Annotated in this window: 21 protein-coding genes; 5 read left to right on the top strand and 16 right to left on the bottom strand. The window is 65.2% G+C overall.

The features are described from left to right. The first annotated feature begins 227 nt into the window (after positions 1 to 227). Positions 228 to 2,489 carry a carboxy terminal-processing peptidase gene (locus ASF04_RS26020; protein WP_056148434.1) on the top strand — a complete coding sequence of 754 codons (2,262 nt, stop codon included), beginning with the start codon at positions 228 to 230 and terminating at the stop codon, positions 2,487 to 2,489. A 160-nt stretch (positions 2,490 to 2,649) separates the two neighbouring features. Here ASF04_RS26020 and ASF04_RS27970 read toward each other — a convergent pair whose 3' ends face one another. After that, positions 2,650 to 3,273 (bottom strand): PEP-CTERM sorting domain-containing protein, encoded by a 624-nt coding sequence (locus ASF04_RS27970; protein WP_056148431.1) that lies wholly within the window; start codon positions 3,271 to 3,273, stop codon positions 2,650 to 2,652. A gap of 122 nt (positions 3,274 to 3,395) precedes the next feature. Next, on the bottom strand, positions 3,396 to 4,589 hold the full coding sequence (locus ASF04_RS26010) for an MFS transporter (protein ID WP_056148428.1): 1,194 nt from the start codon (positions 4,587 to 4,589) through the stop codon (positions 3,396 to 3,398). Positions 4,590 to 4,674: 85 nt separating this feature from the next. Here ASF04_RS26010 and ASF04_RS26005 point away from each other — a divergent pair, with 85 nt between their 5' ends. The 3 genes from ASF04_RS26005 to ASF04_RS25995 are packed head-to-tail and all read left to right on the top strand — an operon-like array spanning position 4,675 to position 7,478. Continuing rightward, positions 4,675 to 5,130, top strand: coding sequence for a helix-turn-helix domain-containing protein (locus ASF04_RS26005; RefSeq protein WP_056148426.1), 456 nt, complete (start codon positions 4,675 to 4,677; stop codon positions 5,128 to 5,130). Positions 5,131 to 5,144: 14 nt separating this feature from the next. Further along, on the top strand, positions 5,145 to 6,335 hold the full coding sequence (locus ASF04_RS26000) for an acyl-CoA dehydrogenase family protein (RefSeq protein ID WP_056148423.1): 1,191 nt from the start codon (positions 5,145 to 5,147) through the stop codon (positions 6,333 to 6,335). 9 nt (positions 6,336 to 6,344) lie between these two features. Further along, on the top strand, positions 6,345 to 7,478 hold the full coding sequence (locus ASF04_RS25995; protein WP_056148420.1) for an acyl-CoA dehydrogenase family protein: 1,134 nt from the start codon (positions 6,345 to 6,347) through the stop codon (positions 7,476 to 7,478). Positions 7,479 to 7,480: 2 nt separating this feature from the next. Here the strand turns inward: ASF04_RS25995 and ASF04_RS25990 are convergent, their stop codons facing one another. The 14 genes from ASF04_RS25990 to ASF04_RS27710 all read right to left on the bottom strand — a co-directional run bounded on the left by ASF04_RS25990 (position 7,481) and on the right by ASF04_RS27710 (position 24,793). Further along, entirely contained in the window at positions 7,481 to 8,398 is a 918-nt protein-coding gene (locus ASF04_RS25990) for a diguanylate cyclase domain-containing protein (RefSeq protein WP_056148417.1), read from the bottom strand. Beyond that, positions 8,395 to 12,969, bottom strand: coding sequence for a PAS domain-containing protein (locus tag ASF04_RS25985; protein WP_056148414.1), 4,575 nt, complete (start codon positions 12,967 to 12,969; stop codon positions 8,395 to 8,397). The genes ASF04_RS25990 and ASF04_RS25985 overlap by 4 nt, the downstream gene beginning before the upstream one ends. 33 nt (positions 12,970 to 13,002) lie before the next feature. Further along, positions 13,003 to 13,584, bottom strand: coding sequence for a prepilin-type N-terminal cleavage/methylation domain-containing protein (locus ASF04_RS25980; protein WP_019920699.1), 582 nt, complete (start codon positions 13,582 to 13,584; stop codon positions 13,003 to 13,005). Positions 13,585 to 13,637: 53 nt separating this feature from the next. After that, on the bottom strand, positions 13,638 to 14,366 hold the full coding sequence (locus ASF04_RS25975) for a hypothetical protein (RefSeq protein ID WP_056148412.1): 729 nt from the start codon (positions 14,364 to 14,366) through the stop codon (positions 13,638 to 13,640). Then, positions 14,366 to 15,157 carry an ABC transporter permease gene (locus ASF04_RS25970; protein WP_229205211.1) on the bottom strand — a complete coding sequence of 264 codons (792 nt, stop codon included), beginning with the start codon at positions 15,155 to 15,157 and terminating at the stop codon, positions 14,366 to 14,368. The genes ASF04_RS25975 and ASF04_RS25970 overlap by 1 nt, the downstream gene beginning before the upstream one ends. Then, the gene (locus tag ASF04_RS25965) at positions 15,154 to 15,864 is read right to left on the bottom strand and encodes a type II secretion system protein (protein WP_056148409.1); all 711 of its coding nucleotides are present in this window, start codon (positions 15,862 to 15,864) and stop codon (positions 15,154 to 15,156) included. The genes ASF04_RS25970 and ASF04_RS25965 overlap by 4 nt, the downstream gene beginning before the upstream one ends. Positions 15,865 to 15,874: 10 nt before the next feature. Beyond that, on the bottom strand, positions 15,875 to 16,606 hold the full coding sequence (locus tag ASF04_RS25960) for a hypothetical protein (RefSeq protein WP_056148406.1): 732 nt from the start codon (positions 16,604 to 16,606) through the stop codon (positions 15,875 to 15,877). A gap of 71 nt (positions 16,607 to 16,677) precedes the next feature. Further along, positions 16,678 to 17,376 (bottom strand): hypothetical protein, encoded by a 699-nt coding sequence (locus ASF04_RS27715; RefSeq protein WP_156368778.1) that lies wholly within the window; start codon positions 17,374 to 17,376, stop codon positions 16,678 to 16,680. A gap of 110 nt (positions 17,377 to 17,486) precedes the next feature. Next, positions 17,487 to 18,242 (bottom strand): hypothetical protein, encoded by a 756-nt coding sequence (locus tag ASF04_RS25950; protein ID WP_229205210.1) that lies wholly within the window; start codon positions 18,240 to 18,242, stop codon positions 17,487 to 17,489. After that, complete coding sequence (locus tag ASF04_RS25945; RefSeq protein WP_056148398.1) at positions 18,239 to 19,834, bottom strand: hypothetical protein; 1,596 nt, start codon at positions 19,832 to 19,834, stop codon at positions 18,239 to 18,241. The genes ASF04_RS25950 and ASF04_RS25945 overlap by 4 nt, the downstream gene beginning before the upstream one ends. Positions 19,835 to 19,841: 7 nt before the next feature. Next, entirely contained in the window at positions 19,842 to 21,044 is a 1,203-nt protein-coding gene (locus ASF04_RS25940; RefSeq protein ID WP_056148395.1) for a type II secretion system F family protein, read from the bottom strand. Then, on the bottom strand, positions 21,044 to 22,756 hold the full coding sequence (locus tag ASF04_RS25935) for a GspE/PulE family protein (protein WP_056148392.1): 1,713 nt from the start codon (positions 22,754 to 22,756) through the stop codon (positions 21,044 to 21,046). Before ASF04_RS25935 ends, ASF04_RS25940 begins: the two co-directional genes overlap by 1 nt. A 7-nt stretch (positions 22,757 to 22,763) precedes the next feature. Then, the gene (locus ASF04_RS25930) at positions 22,764 to 24,632 is read right to left on the bottom strand and encodes a lipopolysaccharide assembly protein LapB (protein WP_229205209.1); all 1,869 of its coding nucleotides are present in this window, start codon (positions 24,630 to 24,632) and stop codon (positions 22,764 to 22,766) included. After that, complete coding sequence (locus ASF04_RS27710; RefSeq protein ID WP_156368777.1) at positions 24,629 to 24,793, bottom strand: hypothetical protein; 165 nt, start codon at positions 24,791 to 24,793, stop codon at positions 24,629 to 24,631. Before ASF04_RS27710 ends, ASF04_RS25930 begins: the two co-directional genes overlap by 4 nt. Between ASF04_RS27710 and ASF04_RS27705 the strand changes: the two genes are divergently transcribed. Further along, positions 24,792 to 24,950, top strand: coding sequence for a hypothetical protein (locus tag ASF04_RS27705; RefSeq protein ID WP_156368776.1), 159 nt, complete (start codon positions 24,792 to 24,794; stop codon positions 24,948 to 24,950). The genes ASF04_RS27710 and ASF04_RS27705 overlap by 2 nt on opposite strands. Position 24,951: the final 1 nt, after the last annotated feature.

The raw sequence follows: 24,951 nt of genomic DNA, 5'->3' as shown, positions 1-24,951 counted from the left end.
TTTTTGATATATATCAAGGAATTTCTTTTCTAAAACAATGACTTAAATAATCTATTGATGAATTTAATTACGGGTTACTACGTATTGTGATAGATGGTGTTCAGCCGTGCTTAAGCTTCGTCGCGGAAACTCGCCATTCACAGAACGGCGTCCCGACTGCTATCCTGTAGAATGAAATTCAGTGCAGCGCCTGCAATAACCTCAATAAAACACTCCGGAGTTAGCCGATGAAGAAAAAAATGCTGTTGGTGGCCATGATCGCGGCCCTGTCCTTCCAGGCCGGCGCTGCCGTGCCGGACAAAGTGGCAGATGCGCCGCTCAAGCCCCAGATTGGACAGACCCAGGCCGCAGTGCTGGCCTCGCGCGTGCTGACCAAGCTGCATTACAAGGCTGCGCCGCTGGACGATGCCATGTCGGAAAAAATCTTCGACCGCTATTTCAAATCGCTGGACTCGGAAAAACTGTTCTTCACCCAGGCTGACCTGAACCAGTACGCCATCGTGCGCACGCGCCTGGACGACGCCATCAACGGCGAAAACCTCAGCGTGCCGTTTGCCATCTTCAACCTTTATCAGACCCGCCTGCGCGACCGCATCGCCTATGCGCGCGACCTGGTCAAGACCGGCAAGTTTGAATTTGCATCGGACGAGACTTACCAGTTCGACCGCGAGAAGGCCGAGTGGGTCAAGAACGACGCTGAAATGAAAGACCTGTGGCGCAAGCGAGTCAAGAATGAATGGCTGCGCCTCAAGCTGGCCGGCAAGGACGACAAAAGCATCCGCGAAACGCTGGACAAACGCTACGAGAACTACCTGAGCCCGTCGCGCCAGCCGACCAGCGAAGACGCATTCCAGATCTTCATGAACGCTTACGCCATGTCGATCGAGCCGCACACCAACTACCTGGGCCCGCGCGCTGCCGACAACTTCGATATCGCCATGCGCCTGTCGCTCGAGGGTATTGGCTGCGTGCTGCAAAGCCGCGATGATTACGTGGTTGTGCGCGAAGTCGTGCCGGGTAGCCCGGCCGGCCTGTCGGGCAAGATCAAGGTCGGCGACCGCATCGTGGCCGTGGCCAAGGACGAGAAAACCCCGCTGACCGAAGTGCTCGGCTGGCGCCTGGACGACGTGGTCGCGCTGATCCGCGGTCCCAAGGACTCCACCGTCAAGCTCGAAATCATCCCGGCCGACGCCGGCCCCGATGGCAAGCATGCATTCGTCTCGCTGGTGCGCCAGAAGATCAGCATGGAAGAGCAATCGGCCAAGAAAACCATTTACGAAGTCAAGGATGGCAATACCAAGCGCCGCGTGGGCGTGATCTCGCTGCCGACTTTCTACCAGGATTTCGAAGCACGCCGCAAGGGCGACAAAGACTTCAAGAGCGCCACCCGCGACGTCGAACGCCTGCTGGTCGAGCTCAAAAAGGATAAAGTCGATAACCTGCTGATCGACCTGCGCAACAACGGCGGCGGTTCGCTCAACGAAGCGGTAGAACTGACCGGACTGTTCATCGACAAGGGCCCGGTCGTGATGCAGCGCAGCGCCGACAAAAAGGTGGAAATCGAAAGCGATACCCGCGCCGGCATGACCTGGGATGGCCCGATGGGCGTGCTGATCAACCGTGGTTCGGCATCGGCCTCGGAGATTTTCGCTGCTGCCATCCAGGACTACGGCCGTGGCGTCATCATCGGCGAACCGAGTTTCGGCAAGGGCACGGTGCAAACCCTGTTCAGCCTGGACCGTTTTGCCCAGGATGACAAGGTGCGGTACGGCGAAGTCAAGTTCACCATCGCGCAGTTTTTCCGCATTAACGGCGGCACCACCCAGTTGCGCGGCGTAACGCCGGACCTGAAGCTGCCGACCATGACCGATGCAGATTCCTTCGGCGAATCGAGCTACGACAATGCCTTGCCGTGGACCCAGATCACCCCCGCGCCGTTCATCCCGGCCGGTGACCTGAAAGAAATCATCCCGGTGCTCGATAAAAAGCACACCGCGCGCATTGCCAAGGACAAGGACTTCCAGTACCTGGCCGAAGACATTGCCCTGGTGAACAAGCAGCGCAAGGAAAACTCGATTTCGCTCAACGAAACCGTGCGCCGCAAGGAACGCGAGCAACAGGAAGCCCGTGCCAAGCTGCGCGAGGCGCGCCTGCTGGCAGCTCCGGGCGCCGACGATCCGATCCTGCTGCCCGATCCGAAGGACGCGCTGAACAAGGCAATTTCGGCCAAGCCGGCCAGTGGCAAAACCGCGCCTGTCCCCAAAGTGGCAGGCGTAAAAGGTGCGTTGCGCAGCGACGACGGCCTGCAGGGTGCCGAGCGCTCACTGGCAGCCGAGCTGGAAGCGGAGAAACAGGCCAAGGCAGCCAAGGACGTGTTGCTCAACGAAGCCGTGCACATCCTGGCCGATGAAGTAGCCTTGCTCAAGACTGATACCCGCATGGCAGCGCGGGTTCTGCCTTACGCCCAGCCCGCCACGGCCGGCAAATAATGCTGTTTTTGCGATGTTGGAGATAGTTATGCTGAATGTGAATTTCCAACATTACCAATATAAATTGGATTTATATGCTGCAGAGCGGCATTATCATTCCTGTCTCCTCTATTCTCCTCCAAGAAAATAGATTCAGCCCGCTCCCTGAGCGGGCTTTTTTTTATCCGCGATTCTTGCTGCGTGCACGTACCGCTACCAGCGCCAGGCCGGCCAGCAGCATGGCGTACGTCGCCGGCTCCGGCACAGCCGAGACGCCTTCGCGCGCGATGATCGAGCGCACGGTCAGGAAATCGGCATAATCGGCAGTACGGTCGGTGACCAGTGCAAACGGCCGCACGCTGCTCGGTGTGGTCAATTCCCTGGCAAAGAATGCTAAGCCGCCCGAAATGCCGTCGGCGTCGCCGTAGGTCGTATCGCCACGTGGATCGGTGCCCACCACCACGCGTTGGCCGATCAGGTCGCGGGTAAAGTCCATAGGCGCCATCGCGTAGAACAGGATCGAGGAAAAGTCCTGCTTGCCGAACACACCATTGCCGGCGGAGGCGCCGCTGACGGTCAGCTTCAGGCCGGTGACCCGGCTGATATCGATAGGGTGGGGAACGGCGGGCGCGGTGTCGATCAGCAGCGAGTCGAGCGTCAACTCGGCAAACGCCGTATCGACGCCGCTGGCGTTGGCCCATTTAATATCGAATGTCACCATGCCGGCCTGCGCCAGCGGCGCCACGGTCAAGGCGCACAGCGCGGCAGCCGCGACGGCCATCTTTTTCAACGAATTCATCATCATCAGTCCTGCTATCGGTAGGGGGATTCTTGTATGGAAGTCATGCAACCGATGCAATATAACTGTGACTATGTGAAGGCGCAACCTTTAACACGCAAACGTGATTGGCGCGCGACAGATATTGCTCAATCGCGAGAATTCGCCCATACCCAGAACGCCAGCGCCGCCAGGCTTACTCCGGCGCCGAGTGCGCAAACGCCGTGCCAGCCGGCGGTGTCGAATGCCGCTGTTGCCGCCCAGGCGCCTGTGCCACTGCCCACCGCGTAGAACAGCATGTAGCAGCCCACCAGCCTGCTGTGCGCTTCGTTGCCGGACCGGAAAATCAGGCTCTGGTTGGTGACGTGTAGCGCTTGCACGCCAAGATCGAGCATTAATATGCCAAGTACCAGCATGAAAGCGGTGGTGGCTGCGCCGGCGCCGGGGGCAAAAGCCGCGCTCAGGGGTAGCCATGACAGCAATAGCAGTACCAGCGCGACAGCGCTGGTGCGCCGGCTGTGACCATGGTCGGCCCAGCGGCCGGCGCGGGTGGCCGCCAGCGTGCCGGCCAGTCCGACCAGGCCGAAGGCGCCGACGGCGGTGTGCGAATAGTGATAAGGGGCGGCACTGAGCGGCAACACCAGCGCGCTCCACAAGATGTTGAAGGCGGCAAACATCAGCAGCGCGATCACGCCGCGTACCCGCAACACGCGGTCGTCGCGCAGTAGCATGAACATCGAGGCAAGCAGGCGCGGATAGGACAGTGCTGCTTGCTGAACAGGCAACACCGGCAGCAGTCGCCACAGCAGCATGGCCATCACCAGCATCGCCAGCGCCGAGCCGCCGTACACCGCGCGCCAGCCGGCCAGGTCGGCCACCGCGCCGGCCACCACGCGCGCCAGTAGCAAGCCCGACACTACGCCACCTTGCGCCGCGCCCACCACGGCGCCGCGCTGCGACGGATCGGCTGCGGCCGCCGCATAGGCGATCAATCCCTGCGTCATGGCGGTACCCAGCAAACCGACCATCAGCATGGCCGCCATCAACCACGCGAAGTTTCCGGCGCTGGCCACCGCCAGCAGCGCCACCACCAGGGCCAGCATTTGCCATAGCATCAGGCGCCGGCGCGGCAGCAGGTCGCCCAGCGGTACCAGCAACAGCAAGGCCAGCACGCTGCCGGCCTGGGTGGCGGTCACCACACCGCCGATGGCGGCACGCGCGATGCCGAAGTCATCGGTCAGCGCGCCGAACAGCGGCTGGGCGTAATAGACATTGGCGACACTGAAGCCGCTGGCGCAGGCAAACAAAGTCACCACTGGACGGGGCAGGGAAGGGCTGTGCATGAATACCTCAAACTGGTTGCAAATTAAAACCAGTTGAAGTGTAAGCATTTCGGTTTTAAAATGCAACCAATCATCTGGAGACATTATGGCCAAGCGAAAGTCGATGCAAGACGATGCCTGCCCGGTGGCGCGGTCGCTGGACCTGGTCGGCGACCGCTGGTCGTTGCTGCTGGTGCGCGATGCGTTCGACGGCATCCGCCGTTTCAGCGATTTCCAGCGCAACCTCGGCGTGGCGCGCAACATCCTGTCGGACCGGCTGGCAGCGCTGGTGGAGGCGGGCGTAATGGCGGTGCAACCGGCCTCCGACGGCACGTCGTACCTGGAATACGTGCTCACGGCAAAGGGCGAAAGCTTGTTCCCTGTGGTGGTGGCGCTGCGCCAATGGGGCGAGCAGCAACTGTTTGCACCAGGTGAGCCGCACTCGCAACTGCTGACGGCGGATACGCGGCAGCCGCTGGCGCCCATGTGGCCGAGCAACGCAGCGGGGCAAGTGGTACAGTCACACGATACATTCGTGAACAAACTGCCACACAATAAATAGACGATGGAGACAGCATGGATTTGAGCTATACGGCAGCGGACCTGGCGTTCCGCGACAAGGTGCGCGCTTTTCTAGCCGCCAACCTGCCGCCCGACTTGCAAAAGAAGGTGCGCAACCACCTTCGCCTCACCCGAACCGATTACGTGCGCTGGCACCAGATCGCCGCACGCCAGGGCTGGTCGGCGCCGGGCTGGCCGGTGGAGTACGGGGGGCCCGGCTGGACGCCCACCCAGCGCCATATCTGGGAAGAAGAATGCGGGCGCGCCGGCACGCCGCAAATCCTGCCGTTTGGCGTCAACATGGTGGCGCCCGTGATCATGGCGTTCGGCAGCGCCGCGCAAAAAGCACATTATCTGCCGCGCATCCTCAATTGCGAGGACTGGTGGTGCCAGGGCTATTCCGAACCCGGTTCCGGGTCCGACCTGGCTTCGCTCAAGACGCGCGCGGTGCGCGTCAACGACGTGTACATCGTCAACGGCCAGAAAACCTGGACCACGCTGGCCCAGCACGCCGACATGATGTTCTGCCTGGTGCGCACCGATCCCGACGTGCGCAAGCAGGAGGGCATCTCGTTCCTGTTGATCGACATGACCTCGCCCGGCATCACGGTGCGGCCCATCATCACGCTCGACGAGGAACATGAAGTCAACGAAGTATTTTTTGAGAATGTGCGGGTGCCGGCGGTCAACCTGGTGGGCCAGGAAAACAAGGGCTGGACTTACGCCAAGTACCTGCTGGGCCACGAACGCACCGGGATTGCCGGCGTGGGCCGGTCCAAGCGCGAGCTGGCGTTCCTGAAAAAACTGGCGGTGGAACACACCCGGCACGGCAAGCCGCTGTTGCAGGACCCGCTATTTGCCAGCAAGGTAGCCAACGTGGAAATCGAGCTGATGGCGCTGGAAACCACGGTATTGCGCGTGATTACCAGGGAAGCGCACTCGCCAGGACCGGAAGCATCGCTGCTCAAGATACGCGGCACAGAAATCCAGCAGTGGCTGACGGAATTGATGATCGAAGTGCTGGGCCCGAATGCGCTGCCGTTCGACCTCGCCTACCTGGACGGCGACAGCGAACACGCGGTGACCGGCGACGACGCCGGCGCGCCGCTGGGCGCCAATTACCTGAATATGCGCAAGACATCGATTTACGGCGGCAGCAACGAAATTCAGAAAAACATCATCGCCCAGATGATCCTGGGACTGTGAGGGGACGGCATGGACTTTAATTTTACCGAGGAACAGCAGCAATACGGCGACGCCCTGCGGCGCTGGATCGACAAGCACTACACGTTCGAGACGCGCCAGCGCATCGTTCATTCCACCGCCGGCGTGTCCAACGCGGCGTGGCAAGCATTGGCCGAGCTTGGCATGACCGCGCTGCCGGTACCGTCAAGCCAGGGCGGCTTCGACGGCGACGCCATCGACATGCTGGTGGTGATGCAGGAACTGGGGCGCGGCCTGGTGGTCGAGCCGTATTTCGCCACCGCCTGGGGCGCGTACTTCCTCCAATTGGCTGGCAACCAGTACCACCTGTTGCAGGACGTGGCCGAAGGCCGCGCCAAACTGGCGTGCGCGCTCGGTGAAAAGCACTCGCGGTACGACCTGGCCGACATCAAGACCCTGGCTGCTGTCAACGGCGAGGGCTACCGCATCGACGGCACCAAGACCGTGGTGATCCACGGCGCCCAGGCCGATGCGCTGATCGTCTCGGCCCGCAGCGCCGGCGGCCAGCGCGACGTCAACGGCATCAGCCTGTTCGTGGTGCCCACCGACACCCCGGGCCTGACCATGCGCGACTACCGCACGCTCGACGGCCAGCGCGCGGCCACGGTGCAGTTCAGCCACGTGGCGGTGCCGGCGTCGGCGCTGCTGGGACGGCTCGGCGCCGGCTGCGACATGCTCGACGAAGCGGCCGACTTCGGCGTCAGTTTGCTGTGCAGCGAAGCGCTGGGCGTGATGGATGCGCTGTTTTCCAGCACCCTGGACTACATCAAGACACGCAAGCAGTTCGGGGTGCCCATCGGCAGCTTCCAGGCCTTGCAGCATCGCATGGCCGACATGTACATCCACCTCGAGCAGGCGCGGTCGATGGCGATGCTGGCAGCGGTACGCATGTCGTGCGGCGACCCCGGCGAACGGCGCCGCATCGTGTCGGCAGCCAAGGTGCGGGTGGGGCAGGCGGCCCGGTTTATCGGCCAGGAAGCGGTGCAACTGCACGGCGGCATGGGCGTCACCGACGAGTTGCCGGCCTCGCACCACTTCAAACGCCTGGCCACGATCGAACGCACCTTGGGCGACATCGACCACCATCTCGAGCGCTTCGCCGCCCAGAAAGCCTTCCAGCCGTAGCGTCAGTCGCGGTGGTAGCGGTTGCGGCCGCCCTGCTTGGCCTGGTAGAGGTTGGCGTCGGCGCTGCGGATCAGGGCGTTGGCGTCCTGGCGTTCCAGCGGCGGCATGGCCGTGGCCAGGCCCATGCTGACGGTGACGATGGGGGAGGTGTGCGATGCTTCGTGGGGCACCGCCAGCTTGCGCACTTCGTGCAGGATGCGCTGGGCGACTGCTTCGGCGCCTTCCGGCCCCTCCTGAGGCAACAACAGGATGAATTCTTCGCCGCCGTAGCGGGCCAGCAAGTCTTGCGGGCGGGCGGCGCAGCGTTTCATGGCGGCGCTCATTTCTTGCAGGCACTGGTCGCCGGCCTGGTGGCCGTAGCGGTCGTTGTACAGTTTGAAATGGTCGATGTCGATCATGATCAGCGACAGCGGCAGGTTGGCGCGCGCGCAGCGGCGCCATTCCGATTCCAGGCGGTCGTTGAAATGGCGGCGGTTGGCCACGCCCGTCAGGCCGTCGGTCAGGCTCAGTTCGCGCATGGCGTCGGCCTGGCGCTTGATGGTCAGCTGGCTGCGCACCCGCGCCCGCACTACAGCAACGTTGAAGGGCTTGCTGATGAAATCGACCGCGCCCGCTTCCAGGGCCCGGGTTTCGTCCTCGGGCTGGCTCAGGGCGGTGACGAAAATCACCGGGATATCCTGCAGGCGCGGCGAGGCTTCGAGCGCGGCGCACACGGCGTAACCATCCATGCCGGGCATGACGGCGTCGAGCAGGATCAGGTCCGGTTGCTGCGCCAGTGCGACTTCGATGGCTTTTTCGCCGGACAAGGCGAACAGCACCTCGTGCTCGTCGCGCAGCGCTTGGTGCAGGATCTGGACGTTTTCCATGGCGTCGTCCACCACGAGTATCCGTCCATTCCTGGCCAGGTCGGTCCAGCTCATGCACTATCCTTTCGCTGCTTCATCTGTTGTGTCACCTCGTCCACCAATCGGGCCGCCTTCTCGAAGTCCAGGCTTTCGACGGCCTCTGCCAGCTGCTCGGCATGTTGCATCGCTGCCAGCGCCGGTCGCAGCGTCCTGAAATGCTCCAAAGCCTTCAGGTTGTTATTCTGAAGCAAACTTTGCAACTCCGCCAGCGCTAGCGCCAATTCTGACCGGTTAATGTTGCTACTTGGAATAATTTGTTCCTGTATATCCAGCAGGCGGGCGCCGCTCACCACGGTCTCCAGCGCCAGGGCCAGCTGGTCCAGCGCGGCATGCAGGGCGGTATCGGTGTGACGCTGGTGCAGCGCGGTTTCGACCACGGCGCTCAATCGCGCCACCTCGTTGGCGCCAAGGTTGGCGGCTACGCCGCGCAACCGGTGCAGCGCCTGCAGGGCGGTCAGGCGTTCGCCGCTGCCGATCGCGGCGCGCACTTCGAGCGCGGTGTCGCCATGGGTACGCTCGAAACGCTTGAGCAGCGCCGCCAGCGCATCGTAGTTGCCGCCCATGCGCGCCAGCGCAGTGTCGAGGTCGATACCGGGCAGGTGGGCGGGCAGGGCATACACGGGCGCCGACAGCGGCGCCGCCGACAAGCCTTCGCGCGCGCCCGGCGCCCCCTCGGGCACCACGCCGGGCGCCAGGTCGCGCAGGATGGCGATCAGGATTTCCACGTCCACCGGCTTGGCGACATGGGCGTCCATGCCGGCCTCGGCAGCGCGCTGGCGGTCTTCTTCCATGACGTTGGCGGTCATGGCCACCACCGGCAAGGTCAGGCCGGCGGCGCGGATCGCTTCGGTGGCGTCGTAGCCGTTCAGTACCGGCATCTGCAGGTCCATCAGCACCACGTCGTAGCGCCCGGCGTCGTCCAGCAACTGGTTCACCGCCAGCTGGCCGTTGCTGACCATGGTCACCACGGCGCCTGCGTGTTGCAGGATATATAGCGCGACTTCCTGATTGATCTCGTTGTCTTCCACCAGCAGGATGCGCATGCCGGCCAGCTGGCCGTGCAACGGCGACGGCGGCACGGAGGCGGTGGCGCCGTCGCCGTGGTCGCCGGCCAGCAGGCCGCGCACCCGCTCCAGCAAGCGGTACGGGCTGACCGGCTTGGACAGCACGCCGGCCACGCCGCTGCCGTCGGCATCCTGCAGCGCCACGGCGGCCTCGTGTTCGGACACCATCAGCAGAACCGGCGGCAGAATGGCCCCTGGGCGCAGGTCGCGCGCCAGCGCTGCCGGCAGGTCGCCGTCCAGGCCCGCCAGGTCGCGGTCGAGCAGCAGCAATTCGTATGGATGGCCATCGTCGCGGCCGCTGGCCAGCAGGATGCGGGCCTGGTCGGCATCGGCGGCGCTGTCGGCCTGCCAGCCCAGCCAGGCGCAGGCATTTTCCAGCGCACGGCGCACGGTGGGGTTGTCGTCGGCGATCAACACGGCGAGACCCTCGGCGGCGGGCGGCACCTCGGGCGGGCGCGGCGGCGCCTTGCATTCGAGCGGGCACGAGAACAGGAACTCGGCGCCCTGGCCCGGTTCGCTGCGCACCTGCACCGCGCCACCCATCATGTCGGCCAGCTGGCGGCAAATCGCCAGGCCCAGTCCCACGCCGCCGAACTTGCGGCTGGTGCTGCTGTCGGCCTGCGAGAACGTGTCGAAGATGTGACCCTGCTGTTCTGCCGGGATGCCGATGCCGGTATCGCGCACGGAAAATTCGACCAGGATGGCGCGGTTGGCCGGACAGCCACCTTCCGTGCCGTCGTCGGCGCTGGCACCGGCGCGCACCGACAATACGACCTCGCCGGTGGCGGTGAACTTGATGGCGTTACTCAGCAGGTTGAGCAATACCTGCTGCAAACGCATCGGGTCGCCGGCCAGTTCATTGGGCAGGTGCGGGTCGATATCGTAGGCCAGTTCGATGCCTTTGTCGGCAGCGCTGCCGCTGATCAGGACGCTGATGCTGTCGAGGATGTGCCGCAGCTGGAACGGCGCGTGTTCGAGCTGCAACTGGCCGGCCTCCACGCGCGACAATTCCAGCACATCGTTCACCAGGCCCAGCAGCGACTGCGTGGCGACCTGGATCTTGTCCAGGTAGCCGCGTTCGCGCTGTGCCAGCTGCGCTTCCTGCAGCAGCCGCGCCAGGCCGATGATGGCGTTCATCGGCGTGCGGATTTCGTGGCTCATATTGGCCAGGAACTCGCTTTTCGCGCGGCTGGCGCCCTCGGCGCGGTCGCGCGCCAGCACCAGTTCATCGTTGACTTCCTGCAGGTGCAGCTCGGCTTCTTTCAGTTCCGTCACGTCGGAGACCAGCACGAAGAAGCCGCGTACCTCGCCGAATTCGCCCACGTCGGGAATGTAGTTGACCCAGGTGTAACCCACCTTGCCGGAAGGCCAGCGCAGTTCGCCGGCAAAGCCCTGCGGCTCGCCGTCGAGCGCGCCTTTGACGTAAGGAGCGTTGCTGGCGTAGGCCGCTTCCTTGAGGACGTCGGGCATGAAGGCGCCCAGCATCTGCGCTTCATCCATGCCGTGCCAGTCGAGAAAGTAGCGGTTGGCAAAGCGGCAGCGCAGGCCGGCGTCCCAGTAGGCCACCATGCCGGGCAGGCTGTCGGTGAGGGTGCGCAGGAAGTGTTCGCTCTTGCCCAGTTGCTCGACGGTGGCGCGCAAGGTTTCCTTGACCTGCTTGCGCTCGGTGATGTCCATTGCCAGGCCCAGGACGTGGGTGGGGACGCCGTGCTCGTCGCGCAGCGCCACCTTGCGCGTGGTGAGGTAGCGCGTCACGCCGCTGGCGTTGACGATCGGCTCTTCGGCGATTTCGGTGATTTCGTTGGCGTTGGAAGCGAGCACCGCGCGGTCGGCCTGGTTGTACAGCTCGGCCAGTTCGGGCGGATAGAAATCGAAGTCGGTCTTGCCCACGAACTCATCGCTGCTGATGCGCCCGGACAGCACGGCGCCATAGCGGTTGACCATTTCATAGCGCAGGTCGGACGCGCGCTTGAGGAAGATCATCGCTGGCATGTTTTCCACCACCGAGCCGAGCAACTGGCGCGAACGCTGCAATTCGGCGGCAATGCGCCGCTGGTCCGTCACGTCGAGCAACAAGCCGGTGATGGCCGTCACCAGGCCGCCCGGTCCGAACTGCGGGTAGTAGCTGGCCACCCAGTGCCGCACTTGCCGGTCTGCGTCGGCGCCGGCAGCGGCAAGGCCGGTGCGCTCGATGCCGACCAGCGGCCGACCCGTGTCGAGCACGGTACGGTAGTCGGCCAGCATGGCGCGGCGCAGGTCCGGATCATGGATCATGTCGCCGATATGGCGGCCGATGTGCACCACGACCGGCTCACCGGTCAGGCGCGCCAGGAAATCGTTGACGCGGATCACCCGCAACTCGTTATCGACATAGCTGAGACCTACCGGCGCGGTGGCGTACAGGGTTTCCAGCTGGCTGCGCGAGCGTTCCAGTTGCTCGGTGCGGTCGTTGACCAGCTTTTCCAGGCCATGGCGGTGTGCTTTCAAATCGATTTCCAGCGCATTGAACGCTTGCGCCACGGCGTCGGCCTCGCGGAAGGCCATCGGTTCGAGCGTAAACGGCCGGCCGCTGGCCAGCGCCTCGGCCGGCCCCACCAGCGCCCGGACCGACCGCGCGATCCGTCCGCCCACCAGCCACGCCAGCGAGAAACCGGCCAGCAGCACCAGGCCCATGGTCAGCGAGATATTGGTGACCGCGTGCAGCAGTTCTTCCAGCGCCTTGGCCTGCGGCGTGGAAATGACCACGGCGGCGCCGCTGACCGGCGAACGGCTGTAGCCCTGGTAAATCGCCTTGCCCTCGGTGTCGGTGGTGGCAAACAGGGCATCGGGCGCCCGTTGCAGCCGCGCGCGCAGGGCGGGATCGGCCACTTGCCCCAGCAACTGGCGCGGCCCGCCGGCCTGCGCCACCAGCCGCCCCTCGCCGTCGTACAGGGCCATGATCTGGTGCGGCTTGATGCGTTCGTCGCGCAGGATTTTCTCTAACTGGTCGGGCTTGAGCAAAGCCGTCAACCCATACACCACCTGGTTGTCCACGAACACCGGCACATCGACCGCCAGCAGCGCACTGCCGGCCACGTACACCACCGACAATTGCGACCGCGCCGTGTGGAACAGCGGCGCCAACCGGCTGGCATTGTTGATCGAATTGAAGGTCTCGGGCAGCGGCGCGCCCACGTGCATGGTCACCTGGCCGGCGCTGTCGCTGAGCAAAAATTGCGATGCCGGGAAGTGCGGTCCCAGCAGGCCGCCCGCTTGCAGGCGCAGCGTTGCCATGTCGTCAATGCGGATGCTGGGCGATATCGCCAGCGCTCGCGCCGCGCCCTCGCTTTGCACCAGGTCGCGGTCGATGGCGGCAGCCACCATGCGCGCGGCCTTGCGCGTGTCTTCCATCAGGGTGTTGCGCTCGCGGCTGTAGAACTGCTGCACTACCGCGCCAAAGCCGATCGTCGTCGGCAGTGCACAGGCCAGGACCAGCAGGGCGATCTGCGCGCGGATCGACGGCAGGCGGGTTTTGTCTGGCACTGGCGAAACTCCTGGACGGTGGGCTGGCCTGCGCTAGAAGAACACGGCGGTGCGCTGGATTACGCTGCCGTTGTTGGTGTAGGGAGCGGTGGCGCGCACCGAGCCGGTGTCGAACTTGCCGTCGTCGAGCTTGCTGTCGATCTGCTCGGCAAAGCCATCGGGCAGGTTGTCGAGGCGCACGCCGTTGCCGCCGCGCCCGCCCACGGCGTCGTTGTAGATATACACGGCGCCGCCCTGGGCGCTGGTCATGAAGTCGGTGGTGCCGTTGAACGACCCGGTGATGAAGCCGGCCAGCGCCAGGTGCTGCGGCGCCAGCAGGTATTCGGCGATCTGGCCGTCGCCATTGCCGTTGCCGGTGGCGCCGGGCGCGTGGGTAGTGCCTTGCACGTCGTCGCCGGGCAGGGCGCGGAACTTGTCCTGGTAGGCGTTGACGGCCGAGGTAAGCGAGGTCGATTGCTGGATGATGTTCTTGACGCGGGCGCTGTCGATCAGGCTCTGCCCCTTGAGCACGCCGCCGAGCAGTAGCCCGATGATCACCAGCACGATGGCGATTTCCACCAGGGTAAAGCCGGCTTGCCGCGCAGGCTGGCGTAAGGAGTGACGGAATGCGCGCATGGGAAATCCTTTCTTTAAAACAGCTTTAAATCTATCGACATATTACCGCAGCGCTAGCGCCCGGTGGGGTGGTTCTGTTGCTGCTGTTGAAGCTGTTGCAGACGGTCGGCCAGGAACTTCAGTTCGCGCGGATCGGTGACCTGGCCGCTGTCGAGCAGGCCGCCGACCAGGGTGCGGGCGGCGTCGAGCTCGTTCATGTCTTCGAGGATGAAGATTTCCAGTTGCCGCGCCCAGTCCGGCACGTTGGTACCGGTGGCGTGCAGGCGGATGTCGCGCGCGTAGGCGCGTGCCAGCGGCAGGTCGTGCAGGCGGTGCCTGGCCACCAGCGCCGCATGGGCCAGCCACGGCCAGCGCCGGTCGGGATCTTCGGCAAAGCGGGCGTGGACGAAGTCGAGCATCAGCCGCGTGCGCGCCGGGTCGCCGACGGCGCCGTACACCTGGCTGGCGGCCAGCAGCGGCGACTGGCCGCGCGGGTCGAGCTCGAGCACGCGTTGCAGCCAGCCGATCACGGTGGGGTAGTCGAGTTCGCGCCACGACACGCTGACGCCGGCCTGTTCGTCAGCACCCTGCACGTACAGCATGGTCAGCCGCGCCAGCGCCACCGGCTCGCCCAGCGCCGCCAGTTGTAACGCAGCACTCGACGGCGCCGGCGGCAGCGCGCGCGCGCGTGTCGTTTCGAGCGGGCGGCTGGCTTGCCAGGCGATGTTCAGCAGCAGGGCCAGCACCAGCAGCAGCCACACGCTGCGCGGTACCGCCGATAATGGCTTTTGCTGGGCCGCCATCAAATTTGCTTGCGGTAAAAATCAAACAGGCCGGCGCCGGCCATCAGCGCCATGTACAGTGCGGTCTGGACCAGGATCGCCAGCAGGTCGGCGCCGTTGCCGCAGTGGTACACCAGCCAGTCGCTGCGGGTGAACCGGTCCAGGTGCGGCAGCAGCAGGCCCAGCAGGTCGATGCCGCCCCCCAGCACGTGCTGGCCCAGCGTATCGGCGGTGGCGCCCGCCTGTTTCATCAGTTGCAGGGCGCCGATCGCGCGCGCCATCAGGTAAAACGCCGTTGCTGCCGCCAGCGCCGGCAGTACTTGCTGCAAGGTCAGCACGCACAGCAGGCTGAAGGCTGCCACGATCCAGCACTCGCACAGCAGCGAAAACGCCCAGAGCGCGGCCTGGTCCGGCGGCGCCAGGGCCAGCGCCAGGCCACCGAACAGCAGCGCCGGCAGCACGGCCAGGATGGCGAAACCGGCCAGCTTGCCGGTCAGGTACACGGCGCGCGGCATGGGCAAGGCAAGCAACAGTTCCAGCCCCTTGTCGCTCGCTTCGCGCACCATGCTGGTGATCACAAAAGTAGCCACCAGGAACACGCTGGCCACCCGCAGCACGGCGCCCAGCAATGCCGCCTGCAACTGGTGGCTTTCGGTCAGCGCCAGTTCCTGCAAAAAACCGGCCAGTCCCACCGCGCCCAACGCAGCGGCAATCAGCAGCCACAGCAGGCGGTTGCGCAGCGCTTCGAGCAGCGTGTAGCGGGCGATGGTGACAGCCATGGACAGGTGCATGCGCATCATGGCCACGGTCATGGCAGTTTCTGCGCCGCGACCATGCGGTTGATCAGGACATTGGGCGACATCCACAACACAAGGTCGTCGTACTCGCCGCCGGGCGCGCGCGGGTCGGTGCTGGCCGGGCGGGTGACGAACGCCACGCCTTCGCCGCCGAGGTTGGTTTTCTCGTCGATATTGCCCTGGCCGGCGTCGAGCAGTTGCGTGTTCTGGTCGCTGGTGGCGCCGTAGCCGTTGCGGCCGAACGACAGGATCACGGCAGGGATGTCGTTGGCGTCGGACGCCGGGATGATCTGGCCGTCCATGCCGCGCGTGGCCACCGTGATGTCGCGCGGCGAGTTCAGCGTGAAAAAACTGACGCTGTTGGCAAACGATGGCGTGACCGAGTAGGCCAGCACCCGGCCCCAGCCGTCAAGCTTTTGCACGCCCAGCGTGGCCCACGGCAGATAGCCGTAGCGCTTGTTGCAGATGCTGCCGGCGCGGTCTTCGCGGCCGTCGATGGCGGAAATGGCGGGGCAGGGCAGGTAGTTGTTGCGCAGCGCAAAGCCGAACAGCGCCTCGCGCGCGTCTTCCATCGCGCGCTGGGTGTCGGTCACGCGCCGCTGTTCCAGTTGCGACGACAGCGGCGCCACCAGCCCGCCGATCATCAGGCCGACCACCAGCAGCACGATGGCGATTTCGACGATGGTGAAGCCGGCTTGACGGGAACGGTGGCGTAATGGCATGGGCAAAGAGTTATTGAGGTGATTTGGTGACGGGCGCGGTAGCGCGCAGGCGCTGGCGGATCAACCGCAGCGGCACCCAGCCGAGTTCGTTGCTGAAACTGCCGCCGAGGCTGCGCACATCGTCGGTGGCGGCGCGCGCCATGAAATCGCGCACGGCTTCGGCGTTGGCCTGCTCGTCGAGGTTGTCGGTGACCGCGCTGGCCTGTTCGATGCCGGCCAGGCTGGTGCCCAGGTGGCGCCCGCTGGACAGGATGACGGCGGGCGCGCAGCGGTCGTCCACCACGCAGTTGGCCGAACCCACGCGGTAAAAAATGCCGCCGTCGTCGCTGCGGTCCAGCAGGGTCTTGGTGGCCTCGGCCGCCTGGTCGAGGTTGCCGTTGGTGAATTCCGGCGAGACGCTGTAGCGCAGCAGCTTGTTCCAGCCGTCGCCGGGCGTGATGCCCAGCGTGGTCCACGGCAGCCAGCCGGTGCAGGCGGCGTCGTCGCGGCATGGCTGGCTACTTTCGCGTCCGTCCAGCGCAGACTGAGCCGGACGCGGCAGCCGGCGGTGGACGATGGCATAGCCGATCAACGCCTCGCGCGCATCGGCCAGCGCGGCGCGGGTGACGGCCTGGCGGCGCAGGTCGCCCTTGGGCTGACTGAACATGCTGATCAGGAACGACGACGCACCGAGGCCCAGGACCAGTAGTAGCAGCAATAGTGCAGCGCCGCGCTGGCGCTTCAGCGGTGGATGCTGGGCCAAAGACCGATGTGCCTTCCAGGGCCGAGGTCGCACCGATGGCCGATGAGATCCCGGCGCTGGCTGGCGGGTGCTCATTGGCTGACGTCTTTCACGCGGCCGTCGGCCAGGTCGTAGCGCTGGCCCGGTTGCAGCACGATGCGCTTGCCCGACGGTAGCGTGACCGTGACCGCCTTGCTGTCGCGGTTGGTGAACTTGTTGGCGGCGCCACGCTGTGGCTGGTTGTTGAGCCAGACCGTGCTGCGACCGTTGCTGCTGCGCAGGACGCCGTTCATGGTCAGCTGTTCGGATGGCGGTGGCGTGTCGGCTGCGGCTGCGGCTGCGGAGCTGGCGCCGGGCATCGGCATTTGCTGCATCTGCTGCATTGGCGGCGGTTGCTGTTGTTGCTGCGCCATCGCTGCTGCCTGGTTTTGCGCCGGCGCCAGTTCCCGCGCTGCGCGAGCCATGGCGATCATCTCGGCCTGCATGCCGGGCGGCATATTGGGCGGTAAATCAGGCACGACGTCGGGCGCCAGGCCGGGAAGTCTTCCCTGTGCCATTCCGGTTGATGATGGTATTTGCATCCCCGGCGGCATTCCCGGCGCTGATTGCACAGGCGGCATCCCGGGCATCAAGCCCTGCTGCATGGATGGCGCCATTTCGCCTGTCGAGCCGGCGCCACCACGCGGATACGCGGCACCCGATCCGGCCGACTTGCTGCGGCTGGCGTCGATAGTCTGGCGTTCCTGCGGCGTATTGAACAGCCGGCCCAGTCCCGGTTGAGCCTGCGCCATCGGCAGAGCCAGCAGCGGTAGTAACCAGAAAACTCGTTTCATCGCCCGCAGTGGGTGCGTCAAGCAGTTGCGTCGCAAGGCCAGCAGCGACGGTAATACGACAATGGGCCTCATGGCTGCCGTCCAGTGGCCAGCGCCGGCGGCTGCGTGGCAAGGGGGGCGGGCGCCATGGTGATCCAGTTCAGCGTGCAATCGACGCCGAGGTTGCCGCCCAGGGCGGCCTGGCCGGGCTGGCCCGGTTCGCCCAGCTGGCCAAGTTGACTGACCTGGCCGCCAGCAGCTGTCGCCAGCCGCTTGAGCGAGCAATCCTGCGCCGCGAAAAAGCCGCGCGCGTGCAGGCCGGCGAGAAAATCGAACAAGTCCATTTCGTGCAGCAGTTCCATGTGCAGGCGCATGCGGCTGCCGCGCAACTGGTAGTCGCCGAGGTCGAGCGCCGCTTCCAGCCGCACCGGTTGCTGTGGCTCGATCTGGTAACTGAGCGGCGGCAGTTGCAGTTCTTCCTGCACCTGGCGGATCGCATCGACCCATTCCAGGCGGCGCTCGTCGCCGATCAGCCCGCGCTGGCGCAGTTCCACGTAGCGTTGCTGGAAGTTGCGGATGTCGCGCTTTTCGTTATCGACGTGGGCGTAGCGCGAGTGGGCGGTGTCGCGCAGGCGCTGGGTGCGTTGCAGGTCGTCGTCGGCTTCGTGGCGCTGGGCGGCGGTGACCGCCACCAGCGTGGCGCCGATGACAACCGCCGCCAGCGCGGCCAGCGCGGCGGTGCGGATCTGGGCGAAGCCGGCGATCCAGTATGGCAGCGCGATGGTGTTCGCGGCCTTTTTGGCACTGGCGGCCGGATTGGCTGGGTTGACAGGGTTGGCGTTCATGGCTTCCACACCAGGTTCAGGGTGAATTTGGCGCGGGCGCTCGAACCGGACGCCGTCGCGGCACCGGCCTTGCCGTCGAGGCGCACGGTGGGACGGGTGTCGAGTGGCGGCTTGTCCACCTGCACCAGCAGGCGTTGGTTGGTTGCCAGTTGCCGGGCGAACTGGTTCATGGTGTTGACGGCATTGCGGTAATCATCCTCGGGCGACAAAATCTCAGCTTCGACCTGCAGCGATTGCGGCGGCCGCGCCGGAATGCCGGCCAGCAGCGACGACATCGGCGTGACCGTTGCCGCGCCGGTGCTGCCGTTGACCAGCACCGGCGCGCCGGTCGAGGGCTGGCCCGGCAAGTCCACTTTCCAGCCCAGTTGCAGCAGGCGGATCTGCGGCGATTGTTCCAGCGCGGCGCTCACCATGGACACCATCTGCCACGGCGAAGGTCCCTGCAGCACCAGCATGCGTTCGACATTGACGGCCGCGCGCATATTGGCGGTCGATGTCACGCGTGGCGGCATGGCGGCCATCACCTCGTTGTAGCGGCGGTCGAACTGCTGCGCTTCGTGCGCCAGCTGCGCGCGGTCGGCGCGGGCATCCCAGGTCTGCCACAGGTTGATGCCGACCGCGCACGCGGCCACCACGGCCACGGTGCCGGCAGCGAAGTACAGGTTGCGGCGCGCGCGCCACAGCTGGTAGTAGCGGCGCAACGGCCCCAGCGTGTAGTGGCTGGCCGGCTGGGTTTTTGCCAGCAGGGCCAGCAGCATGGAATCGGCCAGGGCGGTGCTGTTGTCCTGCGCCTTGGCCGCTTCGATCTTGAGTCCGAGGCGGTCGGCCACCTGCGCCAGCGGCAGGAAGCGGAACGCGGTCTCCGGGCCTTCCTCGCACTGCATTTCCAGTGCCGGCAATTGCTCGCCTTGCGCGATTACCACGGTTTCCAGCACGCTGCCGCGCGCGAACAGCCGCACGCTGGTCAAAAATTGCTGGGTCTTGGCGGTCTCGGTGCCGACATTGACGGCGTCGCCGTCGCGGTCGATGGCCGGCGTCAGGCGCGAAAATTTCAATTGGCCGCGCTGGAAATAGCTCTGGCGCCAGCCTGCCGACTGTTGCGTGACCAGCAGCAGGTGCTCGCCCTGCAACCCCAGCTTTTTCACCAGGTGCTCGCTCAGCAGCGTGGTCGAATACAGGCCGGCCAGCGGAATGCGTTCCTGTTCCAGCGCCTCCACCCACGGCAACACGATGGACGGATTGGTCAGCGCGGACAGCAGCACGATGTCGTCGCGGCGGCCGCCGGGCTCGCGGCCCTGCACCTCGTGGTGGCGGAACGGCGTTTCGCGGTATTGCTGCAACAGGCGCCGCTGCATCAGCTTGGCGCCGGCGCGGCCGCCCACGTGCGGCAGCTGCAGGCGCTGGAAGTCTTCTTCGATCAGGTCGGCCAGCACCACCACCGGCAGGTCGCGCTGGTCGTCGAGATAATCGAGCAGGGCGTCGATGCCGCTGGTGTCGTTGGTGAAGCTGGCGCCGCCCAGCAGGCGGCCGCGCTGCCAGCGCCACGCAGTCAGGGAGTCGTTGCTCAGATAGAGTACATGTCGGTTCAGCACGGAAGCCTCAGGTCTGGATCTTGCTGATCGTGTCGTATATCGGGCCCATGACGGACAACATGATCCAGCCCACCATCAGGCCCAGGATCACGGTCATGGCCGGCTCTATCATCGATTGTACTTTCTCGATCATTTCCTTGACTTCGCGGTTGTAGAAGTACGCGACGTTGCGCAGCGCGCCGTCGAGCGCACCCGTGGTTTCGCCCACCTTGAGCATGCGGATCACCAGCGGCGGAAAAATGCCGGTGTTCTGGAACGCCGCCGTGATGCCCTGGCCTTCGGAAATCAGTTGCCCGGCGCGGCGCAGGCCGGCGGCCACCACGCGGTTGCCGACGATGCCTTCGGACAGGCGCAGGCATTCGAGTATCGATATGCCGGAGGCGTACATCATGGCAAAAAACGTGGCAAAGCGCGCCAGCATGATCTTGTGCAGTACCGGGCCGATCAGCCACACGCGCAATTTAAAACCGTCGGCAACAAAACGCGCATGTTCGCTCTGGCCGAGCCAGGCGCGCAGGCCCACGTACGCCACGATCGGCAACGCCACGATGATGTACCAGTAATTGATGAAGATGCCGGACACCCAGATCAGCGCCTTGGTGTGCAGCGGCAGCGTGTTGCCCATGTTTTTGACAAAACTGGTCAGCTGCGGCACCAGGTATATCATCAGGAAAAATGTCACGCCGGTGACGAACAGGCCCACGGCCGCCGGGTACATCACGATTTTTTTCGTTTGCGACGCCAGCTCGTCCTGCCACTTCAGGCTTTCCGACAAATTCTTGAACACCTCGGTCAGCTTGCCGCTTTGCTCGCCGGCCATCACCAGGCTGGTAAACGTGTGGTCGAACACTTCCGGGTAAGCGGCCATGGCCGCCGACAGTTGCAGGCCGCCCTCGATATTTTCGATCAGGCCCGTGATCATCTCGCGAAAGCGCGGGTGGTCGATGCTCTCGCGCAGGTCGTTCAAGCCTTCGAGGATCGGTACGCCGGCGCCGGTCAGCTGCTCCATGTGGAAGCAGAAGTTGATCAGGTCGCGCCGCGTGATCACGCGCTTGAGTGCCACCACGCGCGCGCGCGAAACGCGGCAGTCGATCAGATCCAGCCCCATGCGGTGCAGGCGCAGTTCCAGGTCCGGCTCGTTGGACGCATCCATATTGCCGGGCTGGATCTGGCCGGCGGTATTCATGGCGCGGTAAAAATACTGGGGCATCAGCGCAGCCTCCCCAGGCGCTCGGTGAGATCGACCACGCGGCCCACTTCCTCCAGCGTGGTCACGCCCTCCAGCACGCGGCGCACGCCGTCGTCGATCAGGCTGTGGAAGCCGCCGGCCGCTGCCGCCGTTTTCAGCTCGCGCGACGACACGCGCCGCGCCACCAGCTCATCGAGCGCCGGCGTCATTTTCAACAATTCGATGATGGCAATCCGCCCCTTGTAGCCCTGGTGCGCGCAGCGGTCGCAACCGACCGCGCGGTACAGGGTTTGCGGCGGCGCGTCCTCCGCCAGCCCCAGCAGCTGGCGCTCGATATCGTCGGCCAGGTGCGCTTCGCGGCAATGCGGACACAGCTTGCGCACCAGGCGCTGGGCGATGATGCCGATGATGTTGCCGGACATGATGTCGGGCAGCACGCCGATATCGAGCAGGCGCGGAATCGCGCCGATGGCCGAATTGGTGTGCAGCGTGGAATACACCTGGTGGCCGGTCATGGCGGCGGCAAACGCCATCTCCGCGGTTTCCTGGTCGCGGATTTCGCCCACCAGAATGATGTCCGGGTCCTGTCGCATCATCGAGCGGATGCCCTCGGCAAAGCCCATCTTGGCCGATTCGTTGACCGACGTCTGCCGGATCATGTTCATCGGGTACTCGACCGGGTCTTCCAGCGTCATGATATTGACGCTCTCGGTGTTGATGTGATTGAGGATCGAATACAGCGTGGTGGTCTTGCCGGAGCCGGTGGGACCGGTCACCAGGATCACGCCATCGGGCCGGGCGATCATCAGCTTTAATAAACTAAGCTCCGCTTCGCCGAGGCCGAGGCCGTCGAGCGGCACGATGCCTTTCTGGCGGTCGAGCACGCGCAGCACGAAGTTCTCGCCATGCGTGGTCGGTTGCGCGGACGCACGGAAGTCGATCTGCCGGCCCGAAAACTTGATCGAGATGCGGCCGTCCTGCGGCGCGCGCGTCTCGGCGATGTTCATGTTCGACAGCACCTTCAAGCGCACGGCCATGGCCGGCCAGTACGATTTGTGCAGGCTGCGGATCTGGCGCAAGATGCCGTCGATGCGGTAGCGGATGCGCAGGAACGACTGCTCCGGTTCGAAGTGCAGGTCCGAGGCGCTGTTTTGCACGGCATCGGCCAGGATCGCGTCGATCAGGCGCACCATCGGCTGGCTGTATTCGTCGGACGCGCTGCCCATGCTGGCGTAATTGACTTCGCCGGTTTCGATCTCGTGCAGGATGCCGTCGATCGACAGTTCGAAGCCGTAGTACTGGTCGATCGCGCGCGAAATGTCCGATTCGTTGACCAGCAGCGGCGTGATCGTGATGCCCTTGACCAGCATGGCGCTGATCTGGTCGAGCGCGACGATGTTGCTGGTGTCGGACATGGCCAGGATCAGGTTGTCCGTTTGCCGCTCATAGACGATCGGAAACACGCGGTAGCGCTTGGCCACTTCCTTCGGGATCAGTTTCAGGGCGATGGCATCCACCACCAGGCTGGTGAGATCGGCGCTCTGCTGGTTCAGGTTTTCCGACAGCGCCATGCGCACGGTCGCTTCGGTGACGAAGCCGAGCGTGATCAAGAGTTTGCCGAGCGGCTCGTTGCTGCGCTTTTGCTCGATCAGCGCGATGCGCAGCTGGTCTTCGCTGATCACGCCTTTCTGGATCAGCAGCTTGCCGAGCGGGAGTTTTGCTTGTTCTGCCATGGAACTCCTAGTGCGCTCCATTCAACTCGTGCATGCGCTGGCGCAGCGCGGTGCGATCAAAACCGGCCGGTTTGTCCTGCCCCAGCGCCAGTGCGCGCTGGTAATAGGTCAGCGCCAGCTTGCCCTGGTTCAGGCGGTCGAGGCCGATGGCCAGGTTGTAGGCGTAATCGGCATTGTCGGGCGCTGCCGTGTAGGCGCGGAAATAGGTTTGCTGCGCCTCGGGCCAGCGGCCTTGTTGCGCGTACAGGTTGCCGAGCGCGAACAGCACCGGGCCGGCATCGGGATTGCTGGCGAGGATGGCTTTCAGGCGCCGCTCGTTCTGACCGGCGTCGCCGCCGCTCAATCCCACCAGTCCGGCCACGGCCGTGGCGTCGTTGGGATCGAGTTCGAGCAGGCGCAGGTAGTAGCTCGATGCCTGCGCGCCCTGGTTCTGGCGCGCGGCCACGGTGGCCATGCCCAACAAGGCGTCGCGGCTGTTCGGGTCCTGGCGCAGGGCAGTCTCGTACTGCTGCTGGGCTGTGGCCAGGTCGCCGGTGCGCAGCAGCTCGTAGGCATTTTCCAGCGCCGGGGCAATCCGCGCCGGTTGCACGGTGCGCGCCACGCGGATGTCGGTGTTGTCGGGCGCGGCCACGGGTGGCAGCTTCTCTTGGCGCGGCATGTTCGCTTGGGCCTGGATCGCCTGCTGGGTGGCGGCCAGTTCCTGCTCGGTGCGTTCGAGGCGGCGCTCGAGGTCGTCGCGCGCAGCGCGGCTCATGCCGCCCATGGGCGAGGGCGCCAGCATGCCGGCAACCGAAGGATCGCCGCCGCCCGACGCATCGACGCCATCGCCAAGCGCTGCCGGATCGGTGGCGCCGGCGGGGCCGACGATTTGTACCGCGTTGGTGGCGCCGGTGGCGCCCGGTGGGGGCATTGCCACCGGCGGCAGGCGCGAACCGGCGCCCGGCGCCATCACGGCTTGCCAGTAGTAATAGCCGAAGCCGAGGATGATCAGCGCCAGGACCGAGAGCAGGCCGATCAGGCGCAGCCGTTCGGGGTCCATGCCCGGCGGTTCGGCATTGCCGGCGGCTGCCGCGCGGGCGCGGATGCGTGGGGTGTCGCCGTTGCCGTTGCTGCCGCCGTTGCCGTTTCCGCTGCCTGTGCGCGGCGCAGCGCGTGGCTTGGCTCGTGCCGCTGCGCTGGCGGCAGTGGCTGCGGCGGTTGCCGATGTAGCGGAGTGGACTGGCTCGCCGGTGATCGGGTCGAAGGTGGCCGATGGCGCGTTGCGCGCGGAGCCAGCAGTTGCCGAGCCTGGCACGGCTGACGATCCGAAGGCGGAACCAGGACCTTTACCGGACGGGGTAGCAAAGTCGGCTGCGTAACCGGAACCAGGGCCGGCGGTAGAGTTGGACGGGGCGGTAAAGTCGGACGCATAGCCGGAAGCAGGGCCGGCGACTGAACCGAACGAGGTGTCTGCGGCCAATAGACCTGCGCCATCTAATCCTGCAGCGTCAGGGCCAAATGAAACGGGGCCACCGCCTGCGTTGCCGGCGGACAGTGGCGCGCGAGTGCCGTTCACATCAGCACCGGCAGTGCCAGACGAGAACGAAGCGTGGGTATCACCTGAACCCGTGCCTGTGGTGTCAGCTGAAAATGGTGCGTGGTTGCCGCTTGCGCCGGCCGCTGCCGATGCCCCGCGCGCGCGCGGTGCAGCCGGATCGGGCGCAAAGTCGAACGACAGTCCGGATTGCTGTTGCGGTGCGTTTGGCGGCACCGGGTCCGGCATCGGGCGAGCGGTGGAACTGGCTGCGGCAGCCAGGGTCGGTGAGGACGGCTCCAGGCTGAACGATGGCTCGAAGTCCAGGCTCAGCTCACGCCTGGCCGGTGCCGCCCCAGTCATTGCGGCAGTTGCGGTTGTTGGGGCGGCGGCCGCAGTACCGGCACCGCCAGCAACAACACGGGTGGCCCCAGCACCGCCGGCACCGGAACCGGCGCCAGCACCAGCATAGCCAGCACCAGCACCAGCACCAGCAGCATGGCCAGCACCAGCACCAGAAGCATGGCCAGCACCGGCACGAGCACCGCCACCATCAGGCGCGGGCGCAGGTTCCGGCGTCAACGCCAGGATATCGTCGAACTCGCGCGACGGCCGGTCCACCTCGGTGTCGCCGGCGGCATTCTGTTTGGCGCGCTCGGCTTTCTTGAGCGCTTGCATTAAC

Source organism: Duganella sp. Leaf61, assembly GCF_001421905.1.
GTDB lineage: Bacteria > Pseudomonadota > Gammaproteobacteria > Burkholderiales > Burkholderiaceae_D > Rugamonas > Rugamonas zoogloeoides.
The sequence above is the reverse complement of the archived record's forward strand: the minus strand, read 5'-3'. Positions and strand labels throughout refer to the sequence as shown.

What these genes read in the sequence shown, in the direction of transcription:
- ASF04_RS26020 (WP_056148434.1), top strand. Translation starts at nt 228, where the DNA reads ATGAAGAAAAAAATGCTGTTGGTGGCCATGATCGCGGCCCTGTCCTTC.
- ASF04_RS27970 (WP_056148431.1), bottom strand. Translation starts at nt 3,273, where the DNA reads ATGATGATGAATTCGTTGAAAAAGATGGCCGTCGCGGCTGCCGCGCTG.
- ASF04_RS26010 (WP_056148428.1), bottom strand. Translation starts at nt 4,589, where the DNA reads ATGCACAGCCCTTCCCTGCCCCGTCCAGTGGTGACTTTGTTTGCCTGC.
- ASF04_RS26005 (WP_056148426.1), top strand. Translation starts at nt 4,675, where the DNA reads ATGGCCAAGCGAAAGTCGATGCAAGACGATGCCTGCCCGGTGGCGCGG.
- ASF04_RS26000 (WP_056148423.1), top strand. Translation starts at nt 5,145, where the DNA reads ATGGATTTGAGCTATACGGCAGCGGACCTGGCGTTCCGCGACAAGGTG.
- ASF04_RS25995 (WP_056148420.1), top strand. Translation starts at nt 6,345, where the DNA reads ATGGACTTTAATTTTACCGAGGAACAGCAGCAATACGGCGACGCCCTG.
- ASF04_RS25990 (WP_056148417.1), bottom strand. Translation starts at nt 8,398, where the DNA reads ATGAGCTGGACCGACCTGGCCAGGAATGGACGGATACTCGTGGTGGAC.
- ASF04_RS25980 (WP_019920699.1), bottom strand. Translation starts at nt 13,584, where the DNA reads ATGCGCGCATTCCGTCACTCCTTACGCCAGCCTGCGCGGCAAGCCGGC.
- ASF04_RS25975 (WP_056148412.1), bottom strand. Translation starts at nt 14,366, where the DNA reads ATGGCGGCCCAGCAAAAGCCATTATCGGCGGTACCGCGCAGCGTGTGG.
- ASF04_RS25970 (WP_229205211.1), bottom strand. Translation starts at nt 15,157, where the DNA reads ATGACCGTGGCCATGATGCGCATGCACCTGTCCATGGCTGTCACCATC.
- ASF04_RS25965 (WP_056148409.1), bottom strand. Translation starts at nt 15,864, where the DNA reads ATGCCATTACGCCACCGTTCCCGTCAAGCCGGCTTCACCATCGTCGAA.
- ASF04_RS27715 (WP_156368778.1), bottom strand. Translation starts at nt 17,376, where the DNA reads ATGGCGCAGGCTCAACCGGGACTGGGCCGGCTGTTCAATACGCCGCAG.
- ASF04_RS25950 (WP_229205210.1), bottom strand. Translation starts at nt 18,242, where the DNA reads ATGAACGCCAACCCTGTCAACCCAGCCAATCCGGCCGCCAGTGCCAAA.
- ASF04_RS25940 (WP_056148395.1), bottom strand. Translation starts at nt 21,044, where the DNA reads ATGCCCCAGTATTTTTACCGCGCCATGAATACCGCCGGCCAGATCCAG.
- ASF04_RS25935 (WP_056148392.1), bottom strand. Translation starts at nt 22,756, where the DNA reads ATGGCAGAACAAGCAAAACTCCCGCTCGGCAAGCTGCTGATCCAGAAA.
- ASF04_RS25930 (WP_229205209.1), bottom strand. Translation starts at nt 24,632, where the DNA reads ATGACTGGGGCGGCACCGGCCAGGCGTGAGCTGAGCCTGGACTTCGAG.
- ASF04_RS27705 (WP_156368776.1), top strand. Translation starts at nt 24,792, where the DNA reads ATGGCCAGCACCGGCACGAGCACCGCCACCATCAGGCGCGGGCGCAGG.
- ASF04_RS27710 (WP_156368777.1), bottom strand. Translation starts at nt 24,793, where the DNA reads ATGCTTCTGGTGCTGGTGCTGGCCATGCTGCTGGTGCTGGTGCTGGTG.